This window comes from Candidatus Chlorohelix sp., from assembly GCF_037138995.1.
Lineage (GTDB): Bacteria > Chloroflexota > Chloroflexia > Chloroheliales > Chloroheliaceae > Chlorohelix.
Genome location: NZ_JBAXHI010000018.1, coordinates 1 through 22,961, shown reverse-complemented (window position 1 = coordinate 22,961; position 22,961 = coordinate 1). Strand labels below are relative to the sequence as shown.

Here is a 22,961-nt window from a genome sequence, read left to right as displayed (position 1 = left end):
ACCTCCTTTTTTCTTCTCGCTTGCTAAACTCAACTATTGACCACTTCGATAGAAGGCTTGTTTCTGTCTCTCTTCTTCTTCTCGCAAAAGGTCAATATCTCGCTTTAGTTGTGCTTGGCGACGCTGGATAGTATAGAGGTATCCGGCTATAAACAGCCATATAACCGCATAAGCCGCGATAACATAAATCAGACCGCTACTGACCTGCTCCTGAGAAGGTGGCGGTGTAACAGTCTGTGCTAGGATTGCCGCTAAATTTGCCATTATTCGTTTTCCATTCCTTCAAGCGCCATGCGGCGTGACTGCAACTCTTCATGCATTTGTCCTAATCGGATACGTGCTAGTAACATCCAGCCAAATAGCAACCCGACTGCCACAAAGCATACACCCAATGTAAGAAACATAAAGCCTTCTAGACCAACCGGAGTTCCGCTATCTCCTCCAAAGATAATCGGATGCTCCCCTTTCGGAAACCAGCGGGTAGAGAAATAGACTAACGGCACATTTACAAAGCCGATTATTCCAAACGCGGCAGTTAGGGCTGCTTTTCGAGTCGGGTCTTCTACCGATGACCTCAACATTACCCCAGAGATGTAAACTACCATCATGATACTAACGGTGGTAAGGCGAGGGTCCCACGTCCAGAAAGCGCCCCAAGCATAACGCGCCCAAATTGCCCCGGTAATTATTCCAATTACTGCCCAGAAAACACCCAATTCCAGCCCGGCTACCATCACAATATCCCATTTGCGATTCCTAGTTCGCCAATAAGCGATACCGCCGATGAAATAAATCATGAACGATAGAAAGCACATAATATTGGCGGGAAGGTGGTAATAAAAGATGCGCTGTGAGTATTTAAGGTTTACATCATCTCCTGCCATAAGCACGAAGATTAACGAGATGGGCCAACTAAAAACCGTTGCCCAAAACAGCACGTTGGACAATCCCAGCCCTTTAGTTGGTCTTGTGTATTTTATTGCGGTTGCCATATCTAATACTTTCCAGAGGTTACTCCTCAACTACTAATTCAAACAAAAGAACAGGCAATGCTAGGAATATAATATCGAAAATCGCTATAAATTGTAACTGTCCTGCGATGTCTTCTATAGGTCGATTCGAGAGCAAAGCAGTGGTGGCGTTGGCAGCAGCGATAATTACCGGCAGCATTATCGAGAAAAACAGCACCGGCAACAGCACCTCACGCGCCCTAGTGTTAACCGCCATCGCCGCAAAAAGCGTGCCGATTTCGGCAAAACCAAGCGTGCCAAGCAACACCACAGGAATTAACAGCGGGTTCCACATTGAATAATTAAAAACCACCCCAAAAATTGGGGTAATCAATATTTCTACCAACACCATAAAGGTGAGATTACTCAGCATTTTGCCCAGATAAATCGCGCTGCGGTCGGCGGGTGCAAGCAACAACCCTTCCAGCGAACCGCGATCTTTCTCCACGATAAAAGAGCGGTTTAAGCCTAGCACCCCGCTAAAGGTGTATGCCACCCACAACAGACCGGGAGCAACTCCTGCTACCTCTTTCGGTTCCATCAATTTGCCGGGTAGCGCAAAAGCGAAAACTAGAGTCGCCAGCAAGCTGAAGACAAACATTGCACTGAATATATCTTTGGTGCGGAGTTCGGCGCGTACATCTTTGGCAAATACCGCCCAAACTTTTCGCAGGTAGTTACCCAATCAACGCCCCCTGCTCACCGAGTCGAAATAGAACTGCTGCAATTCATCCGCCGTTAACCCGGTTGCGGCGCGATCCGCTACCATTTTACCGCCTGCCAGTACCACCACTCGGTCGCACATCGCCAGCCCACGCTCAAGGTTGTGGGTAGTCATTAAAACGCTACGTTCCTGCCCATCAATCGCCAGTTCGTGGATAAGCCCGCTCAACATGTTGGAGGCTTGTCGGTCAAGCCCGGTATCAGGTTCATCCAGCAACAGGATGGGGGGATTGTGTAAAATCGCGCGAGCAATGCTCAAGCGTTGCTGCATCCCCCGCGAGTAAGTACGCACCCGGTCAATGGCACGACGCTCCAATCCTACTTTTTCCAGAACTTCATGAATACGCTTTTCGAGTTCAGGCACATCATATAGCCTACCGTAGAAGCGCAGATTTTCAAAGGCATTCAAATCTTCATACAAAAAGGTCTGATGGCTGATAACTCCAAGCAGACCTCTTATGGTTGGGCGTGCATCCTTGAGTGCAATACCCGCGATTTCAATTGTGCCGCTGGTAGGACGCGCCAGTGTAGCGAGGATACGCAGCAGGGTGGTTTTACCTGCGCCATTTGGTCCTAATAGGGTTACAAACTCGCCCTGCCTTAAATCTAAATCAACCCCGCGCAGAACGGCACGATTCCCAAAATTCTTGTGCAACCCTTTTGCCCGTATCATGACGGAATGCGCCGCGTTGGTCATCGCTTAGGAATTAGCTTCCTCCGCATTTTTGGTTCTTTTCTCAAATGTGACACCACAGCGAGCGCAAAATCTGGCTTCTTCGTCCTTGATTTCACCGCCACAATTCAAGCAAATTATAGGCAACGGCGCTTTACACTTGGCGCAAAATTTATCGCCGGGTTTAAATGGTGTGTTGCACTCGGTACAGTTCAAACTCTCTTTTACCGGAGGTTTCGAGCGCGTATCGGTGACAGTTTTCTCGGCAATTTGTCTTTTTGTGGATAAATCAGTGGTTTGAGCAGAGCGAGCCTTGCGCTTCAACTCGCGCTCACCTTCAACCAATTCCTCCTCGCGCTCCGAAACCGCCCCTTCGAGCGTCTTCAAGCGACTACGGCTGCGTTCCTTAAGTATTTCATAATCCTGCGTTTCGATTATGCCCAGTTCGCGATCAAATTCTAGTTCTTCTATCGAAAGCCTTTCTGCGCCTGCCCGTTCACGCAAGGTTTCGAGTTCAATTTGAGCATCGCTCAACTGCCTTACACTGTCTCGTTTTTTCCCGGTTTCAAGCTGTAGCAACGGTTGCCCGACTACAAAAACCACCGCAACAGCCACCATAAATGCGATAAACCACCCGATGAACGACAAATCTTTGGCTGAACTGGAGTTCAGACTCGTTTGCAATATTACGTTATGTAAAGTATATAGAATCAATTTTTTATTTCAAACCTTAGAGGTTTATACCTCGCCACTATTTTAGACTTGCACCGTTTCAGATTTCTTGGGTTCGCCGGTTTTGCTTTTAGTTGGAATCTGTACGACCTGCTCGTTAGGATTGGGCCAGATAGCCACCAGCAATCCGGCAATCGTTACGGCAAGCCCAACCCACGCCCACAGCATCATCGGGCGCACTAAAATCTGAAAGGGTGCGCTTACAATTTTATTAGATGAATCAATTTCCTGCTGACCGGTAGTAATCCAGAGGTCTTCTAGCAAATCAGGACGTATTGATACTGTTGTTACAAATTGGTCAATGCTAGGATAATATTCCATTGCCGGAGTAATGGAATCCTGTGGTTTACCATCTACGGTAAGCGCTAGGTTTATCGGGTAAGTGGTTTTAATATCGCCCTTTATACGAGCCGCACTAACCAAAGTAAGCTTGTATTCGTGTATCCCTTTGATAATAACACTTTCACCTACTTTAAGTTGGACGAACTCAATTTTGGCTTCATATACACTACTGACGATAATTACCGCTGAGATTATCAGGATGCCAAGATGCACCAGCAAACCGCCATAGCGGGGTCCATTGCGCCGCGCCATATTTTTGGCTGCAACCAGCACATTAGCATCGCCATGATTGCGGCGGGTGCGGATGCCCCGGTAGTAATCCAGAAATATTGTGGTAGCGGTAAACACACAAATGCCCAAACCCACATACGCGAGAAACTCGTGCATTCCCAATCCGTAAGCAATCAAGGCAAAGCCAAGACCCGCCAACGCCGGAATCCAAAAACTACGCGAGATACTTTCCAGAGAGGCGCGTCTCCACGCTATGAGAGGTCCGATACCCATCAGGAACAACGTCCCTAATAATACAGGGTACATTGTTTTCGGGTAATAGTCAGCGGTGGTTTCCATCTTGTTGCCGGTGAATATTTGCGTAATCAGCGGGCTGAGTGTTCCCCAGAGAATAAATGCCACACACAAGAAGAACAGAATGTTATTTAAAAGGAAACTAGTTTCGCGAGAGATAAGCCCATCCAACTTGCTTTCGCTGCGTAGTTGGGGCAAGCGCAAAAATATATATCCAAAGCCAATTATCAGCAGGATACCAATCCACGCCATAAAGTAGATGCCAAGTGTGCTTTCGCCAAAGGCATGTACAGAACTGAGAATGCCGCTGCGAGTTAGGAAAGTGCCAAACAGCGAAAGACCATAAGCCAGAAACGCCAGCGAAATATTCCAGACTTTAAACATGCCGCGCCGTTGCTGAATCATGATGCTGTGCATCAGGGCGGTATTGATAAACCAAGGCATAATAGCAGCATTTTCAACCGGATCCCACGACCAGAAACCGCCAAAACTCAGCACGACATAAGCCCATTGACCGCCCAGAAAGTTTCCTACCGTAAGAAAAATCCAACTTGACAGAATCCAGCGTCTCGAGAAGCGAATCCAAGTGTTGTCTAAGCGGTTAACTACCAATGCGCCAAAAGCGTAACCCGCCGCTACTATCGTACTGACGTATCCGGCATAGAGCATGGGGGGATGTATTACCATACCGGGATTTTGCAACAGTGGGTTTAAGCCGCGCCCATCCTGTGGAATTGTCACGCTCTGCTCAAAAACGTTGGTAACGATGCTAGACATTGCCGCAAAAAAGGCAGCACCCGTTAGCATAGCTACCAGCACCCAAGGAGCAATCTGCCGATAAGCTGCATGTCGGGTCTGGAGTAGAACAATTACCATAAAGCCTGCCAGCATCCAAGCCCACAACAAGAGTGAGCCTTCCTGCCCGCCCCACATCGCCGAAACTTTGTAGAACCACTCCATCGCACGAGCGCTATTGGTAACTACATATTTAAGGCTGAAATCATCATTCAGTAACGCCCAAATGATGCTGATAGAGGCAAGAGTAATTAGCGCGGAAGATACCCAAGCAGCCCTACGACCGCTCTTTATCATTTCAGGATAGCCTCGATAAGACCCAATTGCGAGCGCTAACGCGCCGTAAAGGGAAACAGCAAAGGCCACCAACATAGAAACATAGCCAATTTGATTCATGGTGGAATTTTAGTTACCTTATTAAGCTTCTGTATGCACGTTTATGACACTTACCGATTGAGTTTGCCTTATGTAAGGGCTGAAATATCAAAAACGCTCTCACTTCACTTCTACTGCCGGACTATTCAGCGGCTGTTGAATATTTGGATGGGCATTTAGCCAGTAATTCGGTAGCCACGAACATAGATTGGGAAGAGTTAAAATTTCCTGTTAAAGTGACCTGCGCTTGATCTTTAAAAGTATCAGGTATAACCCCTTTATAAGTTGCGGTTATGGTTAAGTCTTTTTGCTTCATGTCTGAGACGGTAAAAATATAGGTATCGGCTGTATCACCCTTGCGTATGGTGCCGGGTACGACCTGCCCTGCCATACGAAAAGACTCGTTAGCAAGAGTGCCGCTTACCAGTTTCGCCTTTACTTCATGGACATCGTAGTAATAAACGGTTGCGCCTTGCATTGCGCTAAAAGCCACGAAAGCAGCAGCGCCAAGGATAACTACGCCTACCAAATAAAATTTGAGTTTGGATTTTAAAGGAGATTTTCGATGCTGTTCAAAGCCGGTGGATATAGATTTCACAGGGGCAGTTGATAAGGTAGCGCGAGCCATTACTAATCTCCCTTCAAACACAAGATATTGGGTATTTAACACAAAATTATTGACTGAATTTTTACCTAGACTATAAATGTAAAAGTATCATAGGCAGCTACAAAAGTCAATAATAGAAAGTGACCCTAAGAGGGTATCTTAATCGAACCCTAATTTTCTTATAAAATATTGAGACCAACCTAAGTTCAGGTTGGTCTCTGTGCTATGAGTGTGGATGTGGACTTGTTAAGCTAGGCAGTTATATCTATAGTTAGGAAAGGTAGAAAATAATAGAGCTAATATTTGTGCCAATTTATTTTATATTTTGTTTATGTTTTGTATAAGTTAATTATATGCCCTTTTTTAGCGATGTCAACTATCAGAAAATTAAGACTTGGGGTTTGTAGAGATAACTTAGCAAAAATCTGGTATAATTTTTCTCTACTGACCTTTAATGTTTTTCAAGATACTTTTACTATACTAAAATATGACTGTAAACGAAGAACTAGCCTCTTTTGTTAAAGAGGCAATCCATAACGCAGTACAAAAGGGAGCGTTACCGGAAATAGCGCTGCCAGAAGTTTTTGTGGAGCGCACCCCTCGGTACGATCATGGAGATTACGCTTGCAATGTAGCTCTCAAGTTGAAGCGAGCCATGCCGAACTCAAATTCGATGCGTATTGCCGAAATTATCCGTCATTACCTTAAACCAAATGATTCAATAGCGACAGTAGAAATTGCCCAACCGGGCTTTATCAACTTCCGCATGAAACAAGGTTGGTTGGCGGGGCAGGTTTTGGAAATTATCAAAGCCGGGCAGAGTTATGGAAATGTTGAGCTAGGCAAGCAAACCAAAGTGCAGGTAGAGTTCGTAAGCGCAAACCCAACCGGTCCGATTACCATTGCTTCGGCGCGGGGGGCGGCATTAGGTGATGCTTTGGCTAATGTGCTGGAAGCGGCAGGCTATGAGGTAGAACGTGAATTTTACGTAAACGATGCCGGTAGCCGTATGGAAGTGTTTTACAACAATTGCTGGTACTATTATCGAAAGCTTCAAGGCGAAGTTGCCACTCCTCCATTAGAAAATTACCCTGCCGCTGAATTTGCAGCGCGATTACTTATCGAGGAATATGGCGAGCGATTCCTGAAATTACCCGATTCTGAAGGACGCTTACAAGTGGGTGTGCTTGGAATTGAAACGCAATTAGCTGACATTAAGGCTACGCTTGAGCGCATGGGAGTAAAATTTAATCGGTGGTTCCGGGAACAAAGCCTGTTCGATAGCGGTGAGGTACAAGCCACTCTTGAGCAATTGCGTAAAAAAGGACACGTAGCAGAGCGTGAAGGAGCAGTTTGGTTTGGTTCCAGCGCATTAGGGCAGGAAAAAGACAATGTGCTAATTCGCTCAAACGGCTTACCCACCTATTTCGTGTCAGATATTGCCTACCACTATAACAAGTTTATAACACGCGGTTTCCAGAAAGTTATCAATATCTGGGGAGCGGATCATCAGGGTCACATCCCTCGCTTAAAAGCCAGCCTTAACGCGCTCGGCTTGAATCCCGATGACCTGACCATTATCGTTATGCAAATGGTCATGGTTAATGGCGCAAGAATGAAAAAAACCGCTGGCAATATCATAACCCTTGAAAGAGTTATGAGCGAAGTTGGGGCGGATGCAGTACGCTTTAACTTAATAAGCCGAAGTCAAGACACCAAAATTGATTTTGACCTTGACCTTGCGCTCGCTCAATCTAATGAAAATCCGGTCTATTATGTCCAGTATGCCCATGCCCGCTGCGCCAGCATTTTTAAGCAAGCCCCTGAAAAGGGTATTAAAACTTGGGATGACGGCGATATAACCCTTCTGAATAATGATGCGGATTTAAATCTGGTAAGGCAATTAACTTTACTGCCCGAAATTGTGGCAGGAGCGGCGCGTAATCTGGAACCGCACCGACTAGCGTTCTATGCACAAGACCTTGCAAGTGCATTTCACACCTATTATCACGATAATCGAGTAATTGACCCTGAAAATGTGCCTTTAAGCAAAGCTAGGCTGCTTTTGGTAAGTGCAGTTAAAATTACGCTGGCACGAGCGCTAAGTTTAATGGGTATGAGCGCTCCGGAAGAGCTATAGTTATTGCGGCTCTTCCGAAAATATAGTATCCTTTTCATATCGTGTTTTTCTGCTCCATAATAATGTCAGAAGCCAAGGTTAAGAGATAAAGGAGAATATTAATACTATGAGCGACGAAACTAAAGGTGGCTCGCCTATGGATCCATTCAGCTTTTGGAAAAAAATGATGGATGCCAGCGAAGAAATGTCTTCCAATGCTATGAACCAGTTTGTAAACACTGATAATTTCGCGGCAACTATGGGTAAAAACATGGAATCCGCAATGACAATGCAGAAGGTCCTACAGGATAATATGGAGAAATATCTGCATTTGCAGGGTTTGCCCACTCTCCACGATTTCACCCGACTTTCTTCTCAAATCATTGATATTGACGCTCGGCTTGATGACCTTCAGGAGAAAATCGAGTCTAATTCTACTCCTGCTGAAATCAAGAAAATCAGCGGGCATTTGGGTAATCTCGAAGTCAGACTTTCTAAAATAGAAAATACTCTTGAACAAATCATGAAGGTGCTTCACCTACAAGCCGACTCCACCGCTGATAACGCTGTCTCGGAGGCGCAAGCAACCGCTGAAGGTGAGGCAGGTTATTACCCGTTGGGTGAAGCAAGTCCGGTTATCAAAAAATCGGCTAAACGAAAATCAACTGAAGATACCCCAGAATAGTCCTACCAGTAGTAATATATAGAGTTGATTGAAGAAAGATGGAGAGAACAAGGATGGGCAAACTGGATGGGCAGGTAGCCATAGTTACTGGTAGCTCAAAAGGCATTGGCAAGGCAATTGCAATCGAACTGGCGTTAGAGGGCGCCAGCGTGGCTGTTAATTACAAAAGTGATACGGCAGGCGCAGAGGAAACCTTAGCGCAGATTAGAGCAAAGGGTGGTAAAGCAATTGCCATTGCCGGTGACGTTGGAAATTATGAGGATGCCAAAGCATTAATTGAAAAGACTGTCGCAGAGTTCGGAAAACTTGATATACTGGTTAATAATGCAGGTATCACACGCGATAAATCTTTCAAGAATATGAACGAGCAAATGTGGAATGAAGTTATTAATGCCAACCTCAATAGCCTATACAACTGTACACATAGCGCGTTACAGCATATGCTGAACCAAAAACACGGTCATATCGTCAGCATCTCGTCTGTTATTGGGCAGGCAGGCGGTTTTGGGCAGGCAAACTACAGTGCCACCAAAGCCGGTATTCTGGGCTTTACCAGATCGCTGGCTTTAGAAACCGCCAAATCTGGGATTACTGTAAATTCCATTTGTCCGGGCTTTATTGAAACCGAAATGGTGGCAGCAATTCCGGCAGACCGCCTCGATCAGATTAAATCCAAAATTCCAATGGGAAGACTGGGAAAATCCGAAGAAGTTGCCAAATCGGTTGTATTCCTTTGTGCTGATGCCGATTATATTACCGGACAGGAAATCAACATCAACGGCGGAATGCACATGGGTTAAAATAATAAGGAACACCAAAACTGGCGTGCCTTACTTAATCAATTTTTTAGACAGGTTAAATCACCAGAAAATGCTGGATGACTATCCAAAAGAAATAGATTTGCGTGACGGTCAGATTGCTACCCTGCGGGTATTGCATCAAGAAGATGAAGACCGTCTCATCATGTTTTTCCTAACCATCCTCGAAGATGAGCGTAATTTTCTGCGCTATGATGTAACCGAGCGTGAAAGTCTAGAATCTTGGTTCGGGGGTCCTCGCTGGAATGAGGTGTTTCCAATTGGTGCCGAAATTAACGGACGCATTGTAGGCGTTGCGGTACTAAAAGGCTATCGCACCCAATGGTTTGCACATATTGGCGAATTTTGGATGCTAGTGGGTGAAAATACTCGCGGCTTGGGGCTTGGTCGCATACTTGCCAGCGAATTATTCAACCTTGCTCGTAACCTAGGTATGGAAAAACTATCCGCCGAATTACGCGCCGATCAGTTAGTTGCTATCAAAATCTATAAGCAACTAGGCTATGTACATGAGGGCATTCTCACCGATTACATAAAAGATGCAAAAGGCGTAACCCATGACATGCTGATTATGGGTTGCAAAATAAAGGATTACTGGCAGAGACTTTCCGATAGCCAGATTTATCCCGGTAATACAATTATTAATCCCTAAATCATTCTACTACACAAGGAGGCAGTAATTACATGGCGTTGTTCGGTACACAGGAATGGCTTAATGAATTCAAAAATGCTCTCAATGCAAGCGCGAGTTATGAAGATGCCGCAAAAGAGTGGGAAGGCGATTTTTATTTTATAGCTTTACCAGACGAAACATCTACTGATGAAATTATCATGTATTTAAATCTACAATATGGTAAATGCCTTGAAGCAATTAAAATAGAAGATGCTTCCCTTCGCACCCCTGAATTTACTGTCAAAGGACCGACTGATTCATGGTTTAAAGTAGCAACCAACGAACTTGACCCTATGCAAGCGATTATGACCGGCAAATTGAGCCTAAAAGGCAATATGCAAAAGGTTATGAAAAACCTAAAAGCCGCCAATGAATTGGTCAATAGCCTTAAGTTGGTTCCTACCGAATTACCAAAGCAATAAACACTGCTAGAGGTTTTATGGAATAATTCAGATTAGCAGAATTGTTACAAAATTTCCAGATTCAGTGTCAGGGTGAAAATAATTTAACCATAGGAAGTCGTTTGCTCACGCCGACCTACAAAATACAGCGCTTGGAATAAAACAACAACTAACAGCTTTTCCAGTATTAAGCTCCTAACTAAATAAGAAATAGAAACCTTCACCTAGCGAGTTTCTTTGGAGAATTCCTAAATTTGTTATGATATTGAAATGAATTTCCCCAGCAAAGCTATAAATCTGGCAAAGGAATCATGTTAAAATAGGACTGGTAAAGTTTTATTGTCGTTTTATTTTGTCTAAGCTTGGTTGCAAATGAAAATATTGATAATTGATGATGAGGAAATGATTCGCAGCACCATGGCAGTGGTGCTTTCCAACGCAAATTATGAAGTTATGAAGGCTGCCGATGGTAAAACAGGACTTGCTCTACTCGAACAACACCAACCCGATTTGATTTTATGTGATATAAATATGCCTCAGATGGATGGCTACACCGTCCTAAAAACCGTTCGATCCAACCCTAAATTTTCCTCCATTCCATTTATTTTCCTAACCGGGTTTAATGAACACAGCCGGATGAGAATCGGCATGGAACTTGGAGCCGATGATTATCTGGTGAAACCCTGCACCATCGAAGACTTGATTAATTCGGTTAACACGCGGATTGAAAAGCATCTCAATAATAAACACCAAATCGAAGCCAAATTAAATGAATTGCGCCAGAATATTACAACAATTCTACCGCATGAGTTCCTAACTCCCTTAAGCATAATTCTTGGCTATTCTCTTTTGCTGAGAGATTATAGAGATTCGCTTGAAAGAGATGAAATAGGGTTGATGGCAAATGGCATTTATCAGAACTCGCAGCGCCTGAATCGGCTTATCCAGAACTTTTTATTGGTCGCAGAACTCGAAGTTGTCAAGGAAAACCAGCAAAAAATCCAATTATTCCGACGTGAACTTTGCATTTCACCTGAAACGATATTAGCCAATGTTGCTAAAAAAGAAGCGGAAGGGTTTGAACGGTTAGGAGATTTAACCGTGCAATTTTCCGGTCAAAAATACAAGGTCGCCATCAACGAAACGCGCATAGCAAAAATTGCAGAAGAATTGATTAACAATGCTTTTCGCTATTCTACGCCCGGTTCACCAATAACTGTAACTACTCGACTAGATAATGGCGAATTTATTCTGGAAGTGCAGGATAAAGGGCATGGTATGAAACCGGAACAAATCCGCTCTATAGCCGGGTTTGTTCAATTTAATCGGGAATTGCACGAGCAACAAGGTGGCGGTCTGGGATTAACTCTAGTAAAGCGGTTATGCCAGATTTATGGTGGTAACTTGAACCTGATAAGCACTCCAGAAGCGGGTACAATTGCAATCGTTTCGTTACCACTGGCACGGTAATTGAAATTTGCTAAGCTGCATTTCGGTTGGTAGCCTGTTGGGCATTCCTGAAAAACTGGAAAGCCATCTGCCCCATCTCAGGAGTAATCTCGTGACCAGCTTTTGGGAAAGTGTTGAAAGTAGCATGCACGCCAACCTGCTGTAACCACTTGTAGAAAGTTCGGGCGCGTTCTAGCCGATTATTACCGAGATAAGGGTCGTAATCACGCGGTACATCGGCGGATTTATTATCCAATTCCCCCACTTCAACCACAAATTGCACCTTTGTGAAAGCTTCACGGTTAAAAACATGCCCGGTATAATGTGAAATATCCCCTACTCCAAACGGAAACGGCATAATTTTAGAAGCTGGCTGACTTTTCTGGTCTACATTTGGTTCGTTGGTAACGGGCAGTGAATACCCACCGGCTGAGATTATAGCGGCAGCAAAAACCCTCTCAGGGTAGAACATAGCAAAGCGATGCGCCAATTGTGCGCCTCTGGAAAAACCAAAGAGCATAACTTTGGGGTAAATCTGCAAACCAAGCGTTGCGGGAATCTGGTCAATCATATTTTGAAGTTGGGCAGAAATAGCAGGGTCTTCTTTTGCAATAACCGAAATATCTTTCCAGTTCTGATTATATTGAAGGCTAGGTGCAATTAGCACCATATGATAGCGATCGGCATAATCGGTCAATATTCGCCCCATTGCTTGACCATTACCGCCCATCCCATGCAACACTAGCAATATCTGAGCAGGTTCTGTTTTATCCAACCCAACCGGAAAATATACAAAAGATGAGAAACCCCCTATTTCGAGCGTTAAAGACTGACTCACTTCCAAAGTTTGGATTGGAGTCGGAGCAACAGTAACATAGGGAGATGCGGTTGCGGTGGTTATAGTTGAGCTATAGGCTGGGGATGTGGTAAGAACCGTAGGTTCTGCGCTACTACATGCACTTATCAGAATGGAAAAAAGGGTTAAAATCAGGAACAGACTTAAAATACGTTTCTGTCGGAAACTTACTGCGGAAAAGCTCAAACTACCACCGTCACTCTCAATACAAAGATTTAATAATTGGTTTTTACTTCTAATTAACTTGACTCTTTTACTTAATTTTACAGGGCAAATGTTATTGATGCAATCTATTTTCCTGATATGTTACATAAGCGTAATAAATAAAGTGAGTATTCAGAAGGATTAGCCTCAAACAGGGTAAAACTTTCAAGAGGGAAAATTTCTAGGTACGATAACAAAATTTGCAACTATAAAATACCGCCTCGACAGGCAATGTTGAGTTAAATTATGGACAAATAAATAATTTAAAGAATATCGGTATCATAGGTAAGAACAACAACCGTGCCGCTACCGGGAGTAGAGTGTATTTCACAGGTGCCGCCAATAACCGCCATACGTTCCTGCATCAAAAACATCCCGGTTTGCCTGCCCATTTCACCGCTGAGTAGCGCAGCAGCATTAAAGCCTTTACCCCTATCACTGATCTCAATTGTGACTTTATGATTATTATTACGGCTTTTTTCAACCCTAACTAGCACGCTTATAGAGTAACCTTTAGCATATTTGTAAGCATTATTAAGGGCTTCTTGAAAGGTACGATATAAGGCGGTTTCAACCGCGCTACCAAGACGAGGCACTTCTGACCCTTCGAGTTGAAAGGTCGGCTTTGGTTCGATATCGGGGTCAGCAGAAATTTCGCGCACATAAAGGCGAATAGCGGCGCCCAAACCATATTCGTCCAACTCGGTTGGGCGCAAGGTTTGCACAAGATTTTTAGCTTCACCCAATATTTCTTTCAAGCGTTGCTCGGTGTGAAGTAATTCTTGATTCGCGGACGAGTGTACTTTTTCCAGATAATTCTGCAAAGCTTGTCTGCTGCTGGTTAACGCGGGAATTATCCCCTCTTGGATTTGCTTTGATATATTTCTGCGCTCTTCTTCCTGAATGGAAACAAATTTCGCAAGAAAGCCCCGCAACCGCTCCTCACGTTTGCTTAGTGTCTCAAAGAGGCGGCGGTTATCCACTAACGTAGCCAATTGCCCTGCGATTATCTCAAATAATTCGCGCTCACCCTGCACGAAAGTTTTATCCAGAGCGGCACGTCCTAACAACAATGCGCCTTCCGCTTTGCCTCCCAATAACAATGGCACACCCATAACCACACCGGGTACAGTTTCATCTGCGCCGGAAGAAGAAGCTTCTGTATTATTGCTACGCCGTAATACCACTGTGCGTTTTAATTCTATAGAACGTGAGGCAAGTTTATCGGCAGGGAAATTGTTTGCAGAAAAATAGCGGGTTGCTTCAGGATTAATATGAACCGCTAGAGACTGCAAATCACCTGCGCTTGGATCGGCAAGGTATATTGCACAATAATCGGTGGCAGACTCACGTGCGGTAACTTCCACAACCGAACTAAAGAAAGCGTTGAGGTCAAAATCTCTCATTAACATTTTGCGTGCTTCCAGCAGGGGGGAAAGCACCCGCAAACGCACCGCTTCTTGTGCCATATGGCTTTTGTCTAAGGCATCGTTAATTACGCGCTCCAATTCGGAGGAAGCAAACGGTTTTTGCAAAAAGCCCTGAACACCTAATTGCATCGCCTTGATTACTATATCAATTGTGCCGTGTGCGGTCATCAAGACCGCTATCAGGTCCGGTACAAGTTTGCGAGCGCTGGTAAAAAGTTGGAGACCATCCATATCGGGCATGCGAATATCGGAGAGTAGCAAATCAAAGGGTTGTTGCTTTATCAATTCGAGTGCAGTTTTACCGTCAGGGGCAGTTAATATGCGAAAACCGGCTTTTTGTAACACCGCCTCCGCCTGTTTTCTGATTATTTCCTCATCATCAACGACCAGAATAAGCTCATCCGCCATAGTTTAACCTAACACTTCCCTGCTTTAACTCTATAGTGAAGTTGAAGCTTCGCCTCTTTCCAACATTTTACCACTAATTGGCTCACTACTGCTATCTGCCGAGAAATTAAGTTTAGAACTATTTTCGCTACTAAGTGTGATTTGCCCTACATTTTTCCGATAGCGACTTATAGCTCTATCGTAAATCCCTTCAAGCTGTTCGCATCCTTGCTTCCAACTCATTTCGGTAATTGCTCTGGCACGAAGTTTTTGGGATAGAGACTGCCTTAAACCCTCATTTTGTGCCAGCATTTTAATATTATTTGCAAGTGAACGCGCATCACCATATTTGGCGTATATACCGTCCTCACCCATTAATTCGCGGCTAACCGGGGTATCAAACGCCACCGTGGGGATACCCATCGCCATATAATTGGTAATTTTACCTGCGCCCTCAGTTGCCGACATCTTGGGAGCTACCGCTATATCCCCGATTGAAAGCATTCGCGCCGCTTCCTGATAAGGAATCCTGCCCGGAAAAATTACTCTGTCGCCCAAGCCCAAATAATTTGCTAGTTCGCGATAACTATCAACACCGGGATAGCCCATGATTACGAAATGCAGGTCAGCCGCTTCATGCTTGAGCAATGTAGCGGCTTCAAGCAAATGATCCGTACCCTGATAAGGCGCAAGCACTCCCAGATAAATTACCACTTTCTTGCCCGGTGGTATATTCAATTCTCGGCGGGTTTGTTCGGAGATTTCACGCTCTTCCGGCGAGGTGTAAGGCTTGAAGATATTGCTATTTACCCGGTCAGTCAGTGTTATAACCTGCTCTGGGTTTATCCCGAACTTATTTTTTAAAATGTTCGCCGAATTATAGGTGCTGGTAATTATTAAATCGGGGATGTGATTGATGAAATTTTCCAGCTTGACCGCCGGTTTGTAGAAAAAACCTTCCGGATTCAGGAAATGATGATCTACCATTTCACTGGTCATACTGCCCTGAAAATCAAAAACCAAAGGCATACGCCCGAATTTCAAGAGCTTGAGAATACCGCCAATCAGCGCCCCTTCGTGAAGATGGGCATGGATTATATCGGGCTTCTGACGAAGAGCAACCTGAAAAGTCTTTAAAGCGAGAACGGCATCAAAGTAAATTTTGTGGCGACTGCTACCTACTTGTACGCCACGCTTCCACGGTACATCAAAACTGCGCTGAACATCGACACCATCTATATTATTCCCCATATGGTAGGTACACACAGTAACCTGGTGACCACCCTCTTGCAAAGCGCGTATTTCTTCAAGAATACGTACATGGCAGCCATTATCGTAAAAAAACGATGTAGGCGCAACCATTAATACTTTATAAGGCAAGAGTATTCTATTCCCCTTTTCTGGCTCGTGGGCTATCAACCGTAACCATATAACCTGTGAGCTTTTAAGCAATCACCATTATATTACACTATGGTAAAGTCAGGCGCAAACCGGATAACATAGTCTTTCAGGGCATTAAAAGAAACGTTTTTTATAGGGGGTGTGACAAAGAAATAGGTTCGGATTGATAGGGGCGCATCGCGATACGCCCTCGTTGGGTGGCGTTTTTTGTGGGTGATGTGGCAATAAAAGAAGGGCGGTTCGCCTGTGCCCCGTAGTGGGTACGAACCGCCCCTACAAAAACGATTTTCTTGGTGGTTTGGGGAACCGTTGAAAATATAAATACTGGCTATGCAACAGCCCTGCCGAAAAAGCCCCTTAAAGTTTGGCGCAGATGTAGAAGCGTGGTATAATTTACCCCGTTTAACGGTTAGAAGTCTGACAAAATAAACTCTCACGGAAAGAAGAAATGCCTAATCTTGTAAATAAGCGTGGTTGGTTTTATCTATTATCCCTCACGCTGGTGTTACCGGGGCTTATAGCCATTCTGCTAGGCGGTTTACGCTTCGGAATAGACTTCACGGGTGGTTCTACATGGGACCTCTATTTCAAAAATACCCCTGTCAGTGCTGAAGTTGAAAAAGTTGTCAAAACCGCCGAAAGCGATTATTTAAGCCAACTTCGCAACAAGCAACCGCGCAGCGATGCAGAAAATAAATTGCTGACGCAACGAAACGAGCAAGCTTTTACAGTCATCGCCACGCCGAGCGATGCCGGCTTGATAATACTGCGTACCAGTGAAATTTCTGGTAATACCGATGAGCGCAACTTGCTAGATAATGCTCTTAAAACTGCCTATCCTGAAAATTACACCCCCGGTCGTACCAGTATTCTAACGGTAGGCTCGGTGGTAGCAAGCGAAATCGGTGTGCGTACCTTCCTAGCGATTACCTTGATTTCGCTGGCAACCCTCGCTTATCTGGCGTGGAGCTTCCGAAATGTGAAAAAACCATTGCGTTATGCCGCTTCAACTGTGGGCGCAATGGTGTACAACGTATTGTTGGTAATCGGAATCTTTGCCGTGCTTGGCGCATTTTTCCAAGTAGAAATTGACGCGCTATTTATCACCGCCCTACTCACAGTGGTAGGTTTCTCAAACCATGACACAATCGTGGTGTTTGACCGGATTCGGGAAAACGAATTGCGTAATCCCGGCGAATCAATGGATAGCGTAGTTAATTACAGCTTGTGGCAAACTCTAGCTCGTTCAATTAACACAAACCTGACCATCATTTTTCCGCTCATTGCCCTTTACCTGTTTGGTGGTCCCAGCATTCGGACGTTTGTACTAGCTTTGATGATTGGCATGATTAGTGTCACCTACTCTTCGATTTTTAACGCTAGTATGTTCTTGGTTTCATGGGAGAAAAACGACATAGGGCGGTTCTTAGGTCGCAAGAATATAAGAACTGTCAGTGCGGTTGCCAGATAGAAAAAAGCTACGCGGGGACGGCTATAAGCGCGTCCCTGTTTTTTTGTTTCTAACTATATGTACAGGATAATTCACTACCGGGATCTTCTTATCGACCTTACCTTGCGACAGGTAAAGATTCATTATCGCCGCAGCGTACTCGGTATTTTATGGTCATTGCTTAACCCGCTTCTTACGCTGGTAGTATTTAGCTTTGTCTTTCAACAAGTTGTACCACTTAATATAAAACATTACTCCGCTTATGTTTTTTGTGGCGTGCTTGCATGGAACTGGTTTAGCAGTAGCATCACTATGTCAGCATATACCATAACATTTAACCGTGAACTAGTACGCCTCCCCGAATTTAACACCGCGATACTGGTAGCAGTAAATGTCGCCAGTAATATGGTTAACTACCTGCTCGCGCTCCCCATACTGCTAGGCTTGTTAATTATAGATGGGCTATATCCGGGCTGGAATTACCTATTTTTGCCCCTTATCCTGCTGATTCAATTCATGTTTACGCTGGGACTCTCCCTTATTATCTCCGCGCTTAACGTATTTTACCGAGACATTGGGCACCTCGTTTCAGCGGTAATAGTTATCTGGTTTTATATAACGCCAGTGTTTTATCGAGTTGGAGATTCAAAACGCGGTTATGAATGGGTTTTCAATATTAACCCTATGGCGCTGATTCTTGGTATGTACCGCAATATTTTCGTAAATACCGAAATGCCCGATATAATGACTCTAACTATTGTCAGTATAGTATCCCTTGTAATATTACTGATAGGCTACCTGATTTTTAATCGCCTGAAGCATAACTTTGTGGACGAGATTTAAAATATGGATTCGCAAAATGTCATAGAAATAGTGGGTCTTAAAAAATGTTATACCCGCAAAGAAGGCTCCAGCGGGTTGAAAGACCTACTCATTAGCCTAAGAGGTAGAACTAAGCCGGAAGAATACTGGGCTTTGCAGGGAATAGACCTGACCGTAAAAAAAGGCTCTACGCTTGGTATTATCGGTAATAACGGCGCAGGCAAAAGCACCCTTTTGAGAATGCTTTGCGGACTAGGGCAACCTACCAAAGGCACAATAAAGCGGCGCGGAAACCTTGCCTGCCTGTTGGAACTGGGCGCAGGTTTTAGCCCTGAATTTACCGGGCGCGAAAATGTTATGACTACCTTGTTGCTGTCAGGGCTAACTCGTAGCGATGCGATGAAACGCTTACCTGAAATAGTGGAATTCAGCGAGATTTCGGATTTTATTGATACGGCTGTACGCACCTATTCCAGTGGTATGTGGCTAAGATTAGCTTTTTCTGCTGCCATTTGTACCAATCCCGAATTGATTGTGGTGGATGAGGTGTTGGCGGTGGGCGATTTGCGTTTCAAAAAGAAGTGCCTTGACCGTATGCTCAAAATGAAAGAAGCCGGAAAAACAATTATACTGGTATCGCACTCGATGGATCAGATTGAAACTATATGCGATCAGGTACTTTGGCTTGAAAACGGGCGTATTCGGGAGTATGGTAGTACCGCCGAAGTAGTACAAAATTATAAGAAAAGGGCTTTCGCCGTTACCTTGGCACCAAGCAAGGTAGCAGTAGAAAGTTCGGGACCTGTGGCAAAATTCCGGGAGGGTGCAGCGGAAATGGAGCTTACGCGGGTATGGCTTTCCAATGAGCAACGCCAACCGATAGATGCCATTTCGCCCGGAGACCCACTGAATGTTCATATTGAATACAGCCCAAACGGATTGATTGCAGAACCTAACTTTCTGGTAGGGCTTTACCGGGAAGATGGAATCAAGATATATGAAGCTTCTACAGAAGCTGATAATGTTTCTGTAGGTGATGTAGCAACTAACGGTGGTATTACACTGACTTTTAGTGAATTACCGCTCTTAGAAGGTTATTATTATTTGGATGTGGGTATTTTTGAGCAGAACTGGAACCGCGCTTATGTCTATACCAGCCGAATTAGCGCATTTCACGTAATCGGACATACACCCGGCAAAGGCGTGTTCCAACCTCCGCACCGCTGGGAAGCTAATAAAGGGGATGAGAGATGATTGAACGTTATACACGCGCCGAAATGGGGCGTATCTGGTCTGAGCAGAACCGGATTAATAAGTGGCTTGAAGTTGAAATTGCCGTTTGTGAAGCGTGGGCAGCGCGAGGGGTGATTCCAGAAGAAGATATGGCTGCTATACGCAAGGCAACCGTCAGCTTGGAGCGTATGCTGGAAATTGAAAAAGAAACCGATCATGATGTCATAGCTTTCCTACGCGCTACCGGCGAAACAGTAGGGGATGCCGCTCGCTTTATACATCTTGGTTTGACTAGCACCGATGTGGTGGATACAGCACTATCGCTACAAGTAAAAGAGGCGGGCGCGTTATTGCGACAGGATGTAGTTGAGCTTACCGAAGCAATAACCCAACGCACCCTTGAGCATCGCAATACCATAATGATTGGGCGCACCCACGGCATGCATGCCGAACCTACCACCTTTGGTTATAAACTGGCGGTATGGGTAGATGAGATGCGCCGCCACCTCGAACGCCTTGATGCTGCTTGCGATACAATGGCGGTAGGCAAACTTTCTGGCGCGGTTGGCACCCATGCCAATATTCCACCCGACATTGAAGCGGATGTTTGCGAATTGCTAGGGCTATCTGCAGCGGCGGTTTCCACCCAAACCTTGCAACGTGACAGACATGCCGATTTTATTACTACTTTGGCTCTAATCGGCGCATCGTTGGAGAAATTCTCAACCGAAATCCGCCACCTCCAACGTACCGAAGTACGAGAAGTGGAAGAACCATTCCACGAAAAACAACAAGGCAGTTCGGCTATGCCCCACAAACGCAACCCGCACCGCTCTGAGCGCATTGCCGGATTTGCCCGTATGTTGCGAGGTCACGCCATTACTGCTTTGGAAAATGTGGCGCTCTGGCACGAACGCGACATTAGCCACAGTTCCACCGAGCGGGTTATATTCCCAGATGCCTGCATTTTGCTGGATTACGCGCTGGCAGAAATGACCGAGATTATCGGCAAGTTGGTGGTGTTCCCTCAGCAAATGCTCTACAACCTTGAGAGTAGCGGCGGTTTAACCTTTTCCCAACAAATATTGCTAAAATTGGTGGAGAAAGGGCTTGGCAGACAAGAAGCATATAAGCTGGTGCAAAAGCATGCCATGAAAGCGTGGAGAGAACGCGGCAGCTTTATCGAAAATCTAAGAAGTGACCCTGAAATCACAACCCGACTTTCAGATGATGAACTACAAGGCGTTTTCGATTATGCCTATCACTTGAAATACATTGATATAGCCTTTGAGCGGCTCAACCTAAATAATTAGCAGAATTTTCGCTGCAGGCAAGGGGCTTTAAACCCCTTGCTACCCTCTTTAGTTTCGGGCAAACCGTTAGCGACTCGTATCCAGCGTATTGATACCGGGTACAGATTCCACCATATTGATTTCGATTATCTGTTGGTATGCTCTGATTCGTTGACTTATCTCGCGAATAGCTCTTAACATTCGCTGCATCGTATCTTCGGCGGGACATTTCCCGGTCATAGAAATAAGCTCAAGTTCGCCTTGCAAAATCGTAAGGGGTTGGTTTATCTCATGCGCGGCAGTACGAGCCAACGCCAACACTGACGCAAGTTTCTCCTGTTCTTTCTGGCTTTCAATGCGAGAGACCTGTACTATGGCAGCAGCTATCTGATTCCCTGCCATTTCACAAAACTTGAGTTGGTCTTCATTGAATTGATTAGGAAGCGCCCCAATCAGCCCCATAACTCCAATCGCTACCTTACCGTCAAACAACGGTATGAGAATAGCAGAACGCCAATTTGGGCGAGGCTCCAGAGAAAAAGCAGCATATTTCCTCCAGATTTTGCTCAGGTCATTTACCAATTTACTTTTTCCAGTGCTTGAAACTTTGGAAAAAAGTATATCAGCGGGCAAAATTGCTTTTTCCCAATCAATAGTGTTTAACTTAATATTGCCTTCATGCCGATGTGTAGCTGCAAGCAATTCCAATTTCTGGGGATTGTTGTCGCGAACCAAATAGACGGCACCAGCATTAGCCTTGACCATTTCCAAAACAAGGTTTAACGCGCGTTCCGCTGTAGGCTTTAACTCAAGAGGTCCGCGCAAACGCTTGTTGAAAACCTGAAGAGTTTCAAAATCCAGATTGCGTTCTTCAAGCTCGCGATTCCGTCTCTGAAGGTGCAATCTGGAATTGTTCAAATCGTAATATAGTTTAGCATTGCCAAGTACAACGCTGGCAGTTTCGGTAAAACGCGCAATCTGCTCAATTTCTTCTGGCTTCCACTGGTACACCGAATTTTTACTGAGCCATATCACAGAAATGACTTTATCGTTCAGCTTGATAGGGGCGACCAGAGAAGCTATCACGTTCAATTTTTTTGCGAGGACATCCAGCTTTATATGATGCTCAATACCCGGTTCATTAATATAATCTTTGGTATGACAAATTTCGCCGCTATGGTAAGCCTGCGCTATCAAGCCAATTCCATCATGTAAAAAGCGGGATTCTGGAGCCAACTCAAACAAAAATTGTTTCTGTTCCAAACCCGCATAATCTATCTTTAGTTCGGCAGCAACTCCAATTCGGATACTATCGCTGTTAAAAAATTGGCGGGCGTATTTAAGAAGCTGATTTATAACCACTTCAAGGGAAACATTGGCGCTCAATTTCCGGCTCATATCCAGCAGGATACTTTGTTGTTGATTTATGTCAAGTGCCTGATAGTATAACTCCTCAAAGTTACTATCAGTTGTCGAGTAAGGCGTAGCTAGTTCTGGGTTGTCGCCGGTTGTCATCAAACATACCCCCGGAAATTTTAGTAAGTTGTCATTTGTTGCTATTAGGACAGCCACGTTTTAAAGAATGCAAAGGCACGTTGCCTATATTTCTTACCGAATTTGAAATTAATGCCACAGCGCTTTCTACAAGTAATAGATGTTACTAAAATTTGTCTTTTTAAGATTAGATTAATTTCTGATAAATACTGAATTTATATTTTAGCGTATGTTGCACAATTAATCTAATTAAAATTTTATTATTTTATTATTGACAAGGCGGTTGCCTAGTCGAAAAGGGGTGTAACCCTATGGTTCGCAAGGGATGTCCCCTTGAACGCATCCTCTCCTTTCCCCTCCGGCGGGTGCAGCAGGTTATTGTCCAAAAATCGTTTCTTGCAACCGCCCTGACCCCGTAATACTATCTGTACAGGCTCTGAAAAAAAAGGTATAATTAAATTGCCT

General features: G+C 44.6%; 21 protein-coding genes. 10 read left to right on the top strand and 11 right to left on the bottom strand.

Annotated features, from left to right (window positions below; translation table 11 throughout):
* Positions 1-33: 33 nt before the first annotated feature.
* From WCK19_RS09995 to WCK19_RS09965, 7 genes are all read right to left on the bottom strand, one after another.
* Positions 34-264, bottom strand: coding sequence for a CcmD family protein (locus WCK19_RS09995; RefSeq protein ID WP_342397229.1), 231 nt, complete (start codon positions 262-264; stop codon positions 34-36).
* Positions 264-992, bottom strand: coding sequence for a cytochrome c biogenesis protein (locus WCK19_RS09990; protein ID WP_342397228.1), 729 nt, complete (start codon positions 990-992; stop codon positions 264-266). The genes WCK19_RS09995 and WCK19_RS09990 overlap by 1 nt, the downstream gene beginning before the upstream one ends.
* Before the next feature lie 19 nt (positions 993-1,011).
* Positions 1,012-1,695 carry a heme exporter protein CcmB gene (locus WCK19_RS09985; protein ID WP_342397227.1) on the bottom strand — a complete coding sequence of 228 codons (684 nt, stop codon included), beginning with the start codon at positions 1,693-1,695 and terminating at the stop codon, positions 1,012-1,014.
* Positions 1,696-2,430: a heme ABC exporter ATP-binding protein CcmA gene (gene ccmA, locus WCK19_RS09980; RefSeq protein ID WP_342397226.1), complete on the bottom strand. Its 735-nt coding sequence runs from the start codon at positions 2,428-2,430 to the stop codon at positions 1,696-1,698.
* Positions 2,431-2,433: 3 nt separating this feature from the next.
* The gene (locus WCK19_RS09975) at positions 2,434-3,024 is read right to left on the bottom strand and encodes a zinc ribbon domain-containing protein (protein WP_342397225.1); all 591 of its coding nucleotides are present in this window, start codon (positions 3,022-3,024) and stop codon (positions 2,434-2,436) included.
* 138 nt (positions 3,025-3,162) lie between these two features.
* Positions 3,163-5,172 (bottom strand): cytochrome c-type biogenesis CcmF C-terminal domain-containing protein, encoded by a 2,010-nt coding sequence (locus WCK19_RS09970; protein WP_342397224.1) that lies wholly within the window; start codon positions 5,170-5,172, stop codon positions 3,163-3,165.
* 145 nt (positions 5,173-5,317) lie between these two features.
* Positions 5,318-5,803, bottom strand: coding sequence for a cytochrome c maturation protein CcmE (locus WCK19_RS09965; protein ID WP_342397223.1), 486 nt, complete (start codon positions 5,801-5,803; stop codon positions 5,318-5,320).
* A 466-nt stretch (positions 5,804-6,269) separates the two neighbouring features.
* On the opposite strand from WCK19_RS09965, the gene argS reads away from it, so the two are divergent.
* The 6 genes from argS (at position 6,270) to WCK19_RS09935 (ending at position 11,948) form a co-directional block, all read left to right on the top strand.
* A complete protein-coding gene (argS, locus tag WCK19_RS09960) occupies positions 6,270-7,922 on the top strand; it encodes an arginine--tRNA ligase (RefSeq protein ID WP_342397222.1) in 1,653 nt (550 codons plus the stop codon).
* A 106-nt stretch (positions 7,923-8,028) separates the two neighbouring features.
* Positions 8,029-8,586 (top strand): hypothetical protein, encoded by a 558-nt coding sequence (locus WCK19_RS09955; protein ID WP_342397221.1) that lies wholly within the window; start codon positions 8,029-8,031, stop codon positions 8,584-8,586.
* Between the two features lie 53 nt (positions 8,587-8,639).
* Positions 8,640-9,386 (top strand): 3-oxoacyl-ACP reductase family protein, encoded by a 747-nt coding sequence (locus tag WCK19_RS09950; protein WP_342397220.1) that lies wholly within the window; start codon positions 8,640-8,642, stop codon positions 9,384-9,386.
* 70 nt (positions 9,387-9,456) lie between these two features.
* Complete coding sequence (locus WCK19_RS09945) at positions 9,457-10,056, top strand: GNAT family N-acetyltransferase (RefSeq protein ID WP_342397219.1); 600 nt, start codon at positions 9,457-9,459, stop codon at positions 10,054-10,056.
* 32 nt (positions 10,057-10,088) lie between these two features.
* Positions 10,089-10,499, top strand: a complete 411-nt coding sequence (locus WCK19_RS09940; RefSeq protein ID WP_342397218.1) for an SCP2 sterol-binding domain-containing protein — start codon at positions 10,089-10,091, stop codon at positions 10,497-10,499.
* A gap of 351 nt (positions 10,500-10,850) precedes the next feature.
* Positions 10,851-11,948, top strand: coding sequence for a response regulator (locus WCK19_RS09935; protein WP_342397217.1), 1,098 nt, complete (start codon positions 10,851-10,853; stop codon positions 11,946-11,948).
* Positions 11,949-11,958: 10 nt separating this feature from the next.
* On the opposite strand, the gene WCK19_RS09930 is transcribed toward WCK19_RS09935, so the two are convergent.
* The 3 genes from WCK19_RS09930 to WCK19_RS09920 form a co-directional block, all read right to left on the bottom strand.
* Complete coding sequence (locus WCK19_RS09930) at positions 11,959-12,969, bottom strand: hypothetical protein (protein ID WP_342397216.1); 1,011 nt, start codon at positions 12,967-12,969, stop codon at positions 11,959-11,961.
* A 281-nt stretch (positions 12,970-13,250) separates the two neighbouring features.
* Positions 13,251-14,825 carry a response regulator gene (locus WCK19_RS09925; RefSeq protein ID WP_342397215.1) on the bottom strand — a complete coding sequence of 525 codons (1,575 nt, stop codon included), beginning with the start codon at positions 14,823-14,825 and terminating at the stop codon, positions 13,251-13,253.
* 30 nt (positions 14,826-14,855) lie between these two features.
* Complete coding sequence (locus WCK19_RS09920; protein WP_342397214.1) at positions 14,856-16,184, bottom strand: glycosyltransferase family 4 protein; 1,329 nt, start codon at positions 16,182-16,184, stop codon at positions 14,856-14,858.
* Between the two features lie 469 nt (positions 16,185-16,653).
* Between WCK19_RS09920 and secF the strand changes: the two genes are divergently transcribed.
* The 4 genes from secF to purB are packed head-to-tail and all read left to right on the top strand — an operon-like array spanning position 16,654 to position 21,023.
* Positions 16,654-17,676 carry a protein translocase subunit SecF gene (secF, locus tag WCK19_RS09915; protein WP_342397213.1) on the top strand — a complete coding sequence of 341 codons (1,023 nt, stop codon included), beginning with the start codon at positions 16,654-16,656 and terminating at the stop codon, positions 17,674-17,676.
* A gap of 57 nt (positions 17,677-17,733) precedes the next feature.
* Positions 17,734-18,498 carry an ABC transporter permease gene (locus tag WCK19_RS09910; RefSeq protein ID WP_342397212.1) on the top strand — a complete coding sequence of 255 codons (765 nt, stop codon included), beginning with the start codon at positions 17,734-17,736 and terminating at the stop codon, positions 18,496-18,498.
* A 3-nt stretch (positions 18,499-18,501) separates the two neighbouring features.
* The gene (locus WCK19_RS09905) at positions 18,502-19,731 is read left to right on the top strand and encodes an ABC transporter ATP-binding protein (protein ID WP_342397211.1); all 1,230 of its coding nucleotides are present in this window, start codon (positions 18,502-18,504) and stop codon (positions 19,729-19,731) included.
* Positions 19,728-21,023: an adenylosuccinate lyase gene (gene purB / locus WCK19_RS09900; protein ID WP_342397210.1), complete on the top strand. Its 1,296-nt coding sequence runs from the start codon at positions 19,728-19,730 to the stop codon at positions 21,021-21,023. The genes WCK19_RS09905 and purB overlap by 4 nt, the downstream gene beginning before the upstream one ends.
* 66 nt (positions 21,024-21,089) lie before the next feature.
* Here purB and WCK19_RS09895 read toward each other — a convergent pair whose 3' ends face one another.
* Positions 21,090-22,517 carry a GAF domain-containing protein gene (locus tag WCK19_RS09895; RefSeq protein WP_342397209.1) on the bottom strand — a complete coding sequence of 476 codons (1,428 nt, stop codon included), beginning with the start codon at positions 22,515-22,517 and terminating at the stop codon, positions 21,090-21,092.
* Positions 22,518-22,961: the final 444 nt, after the last annotated feature.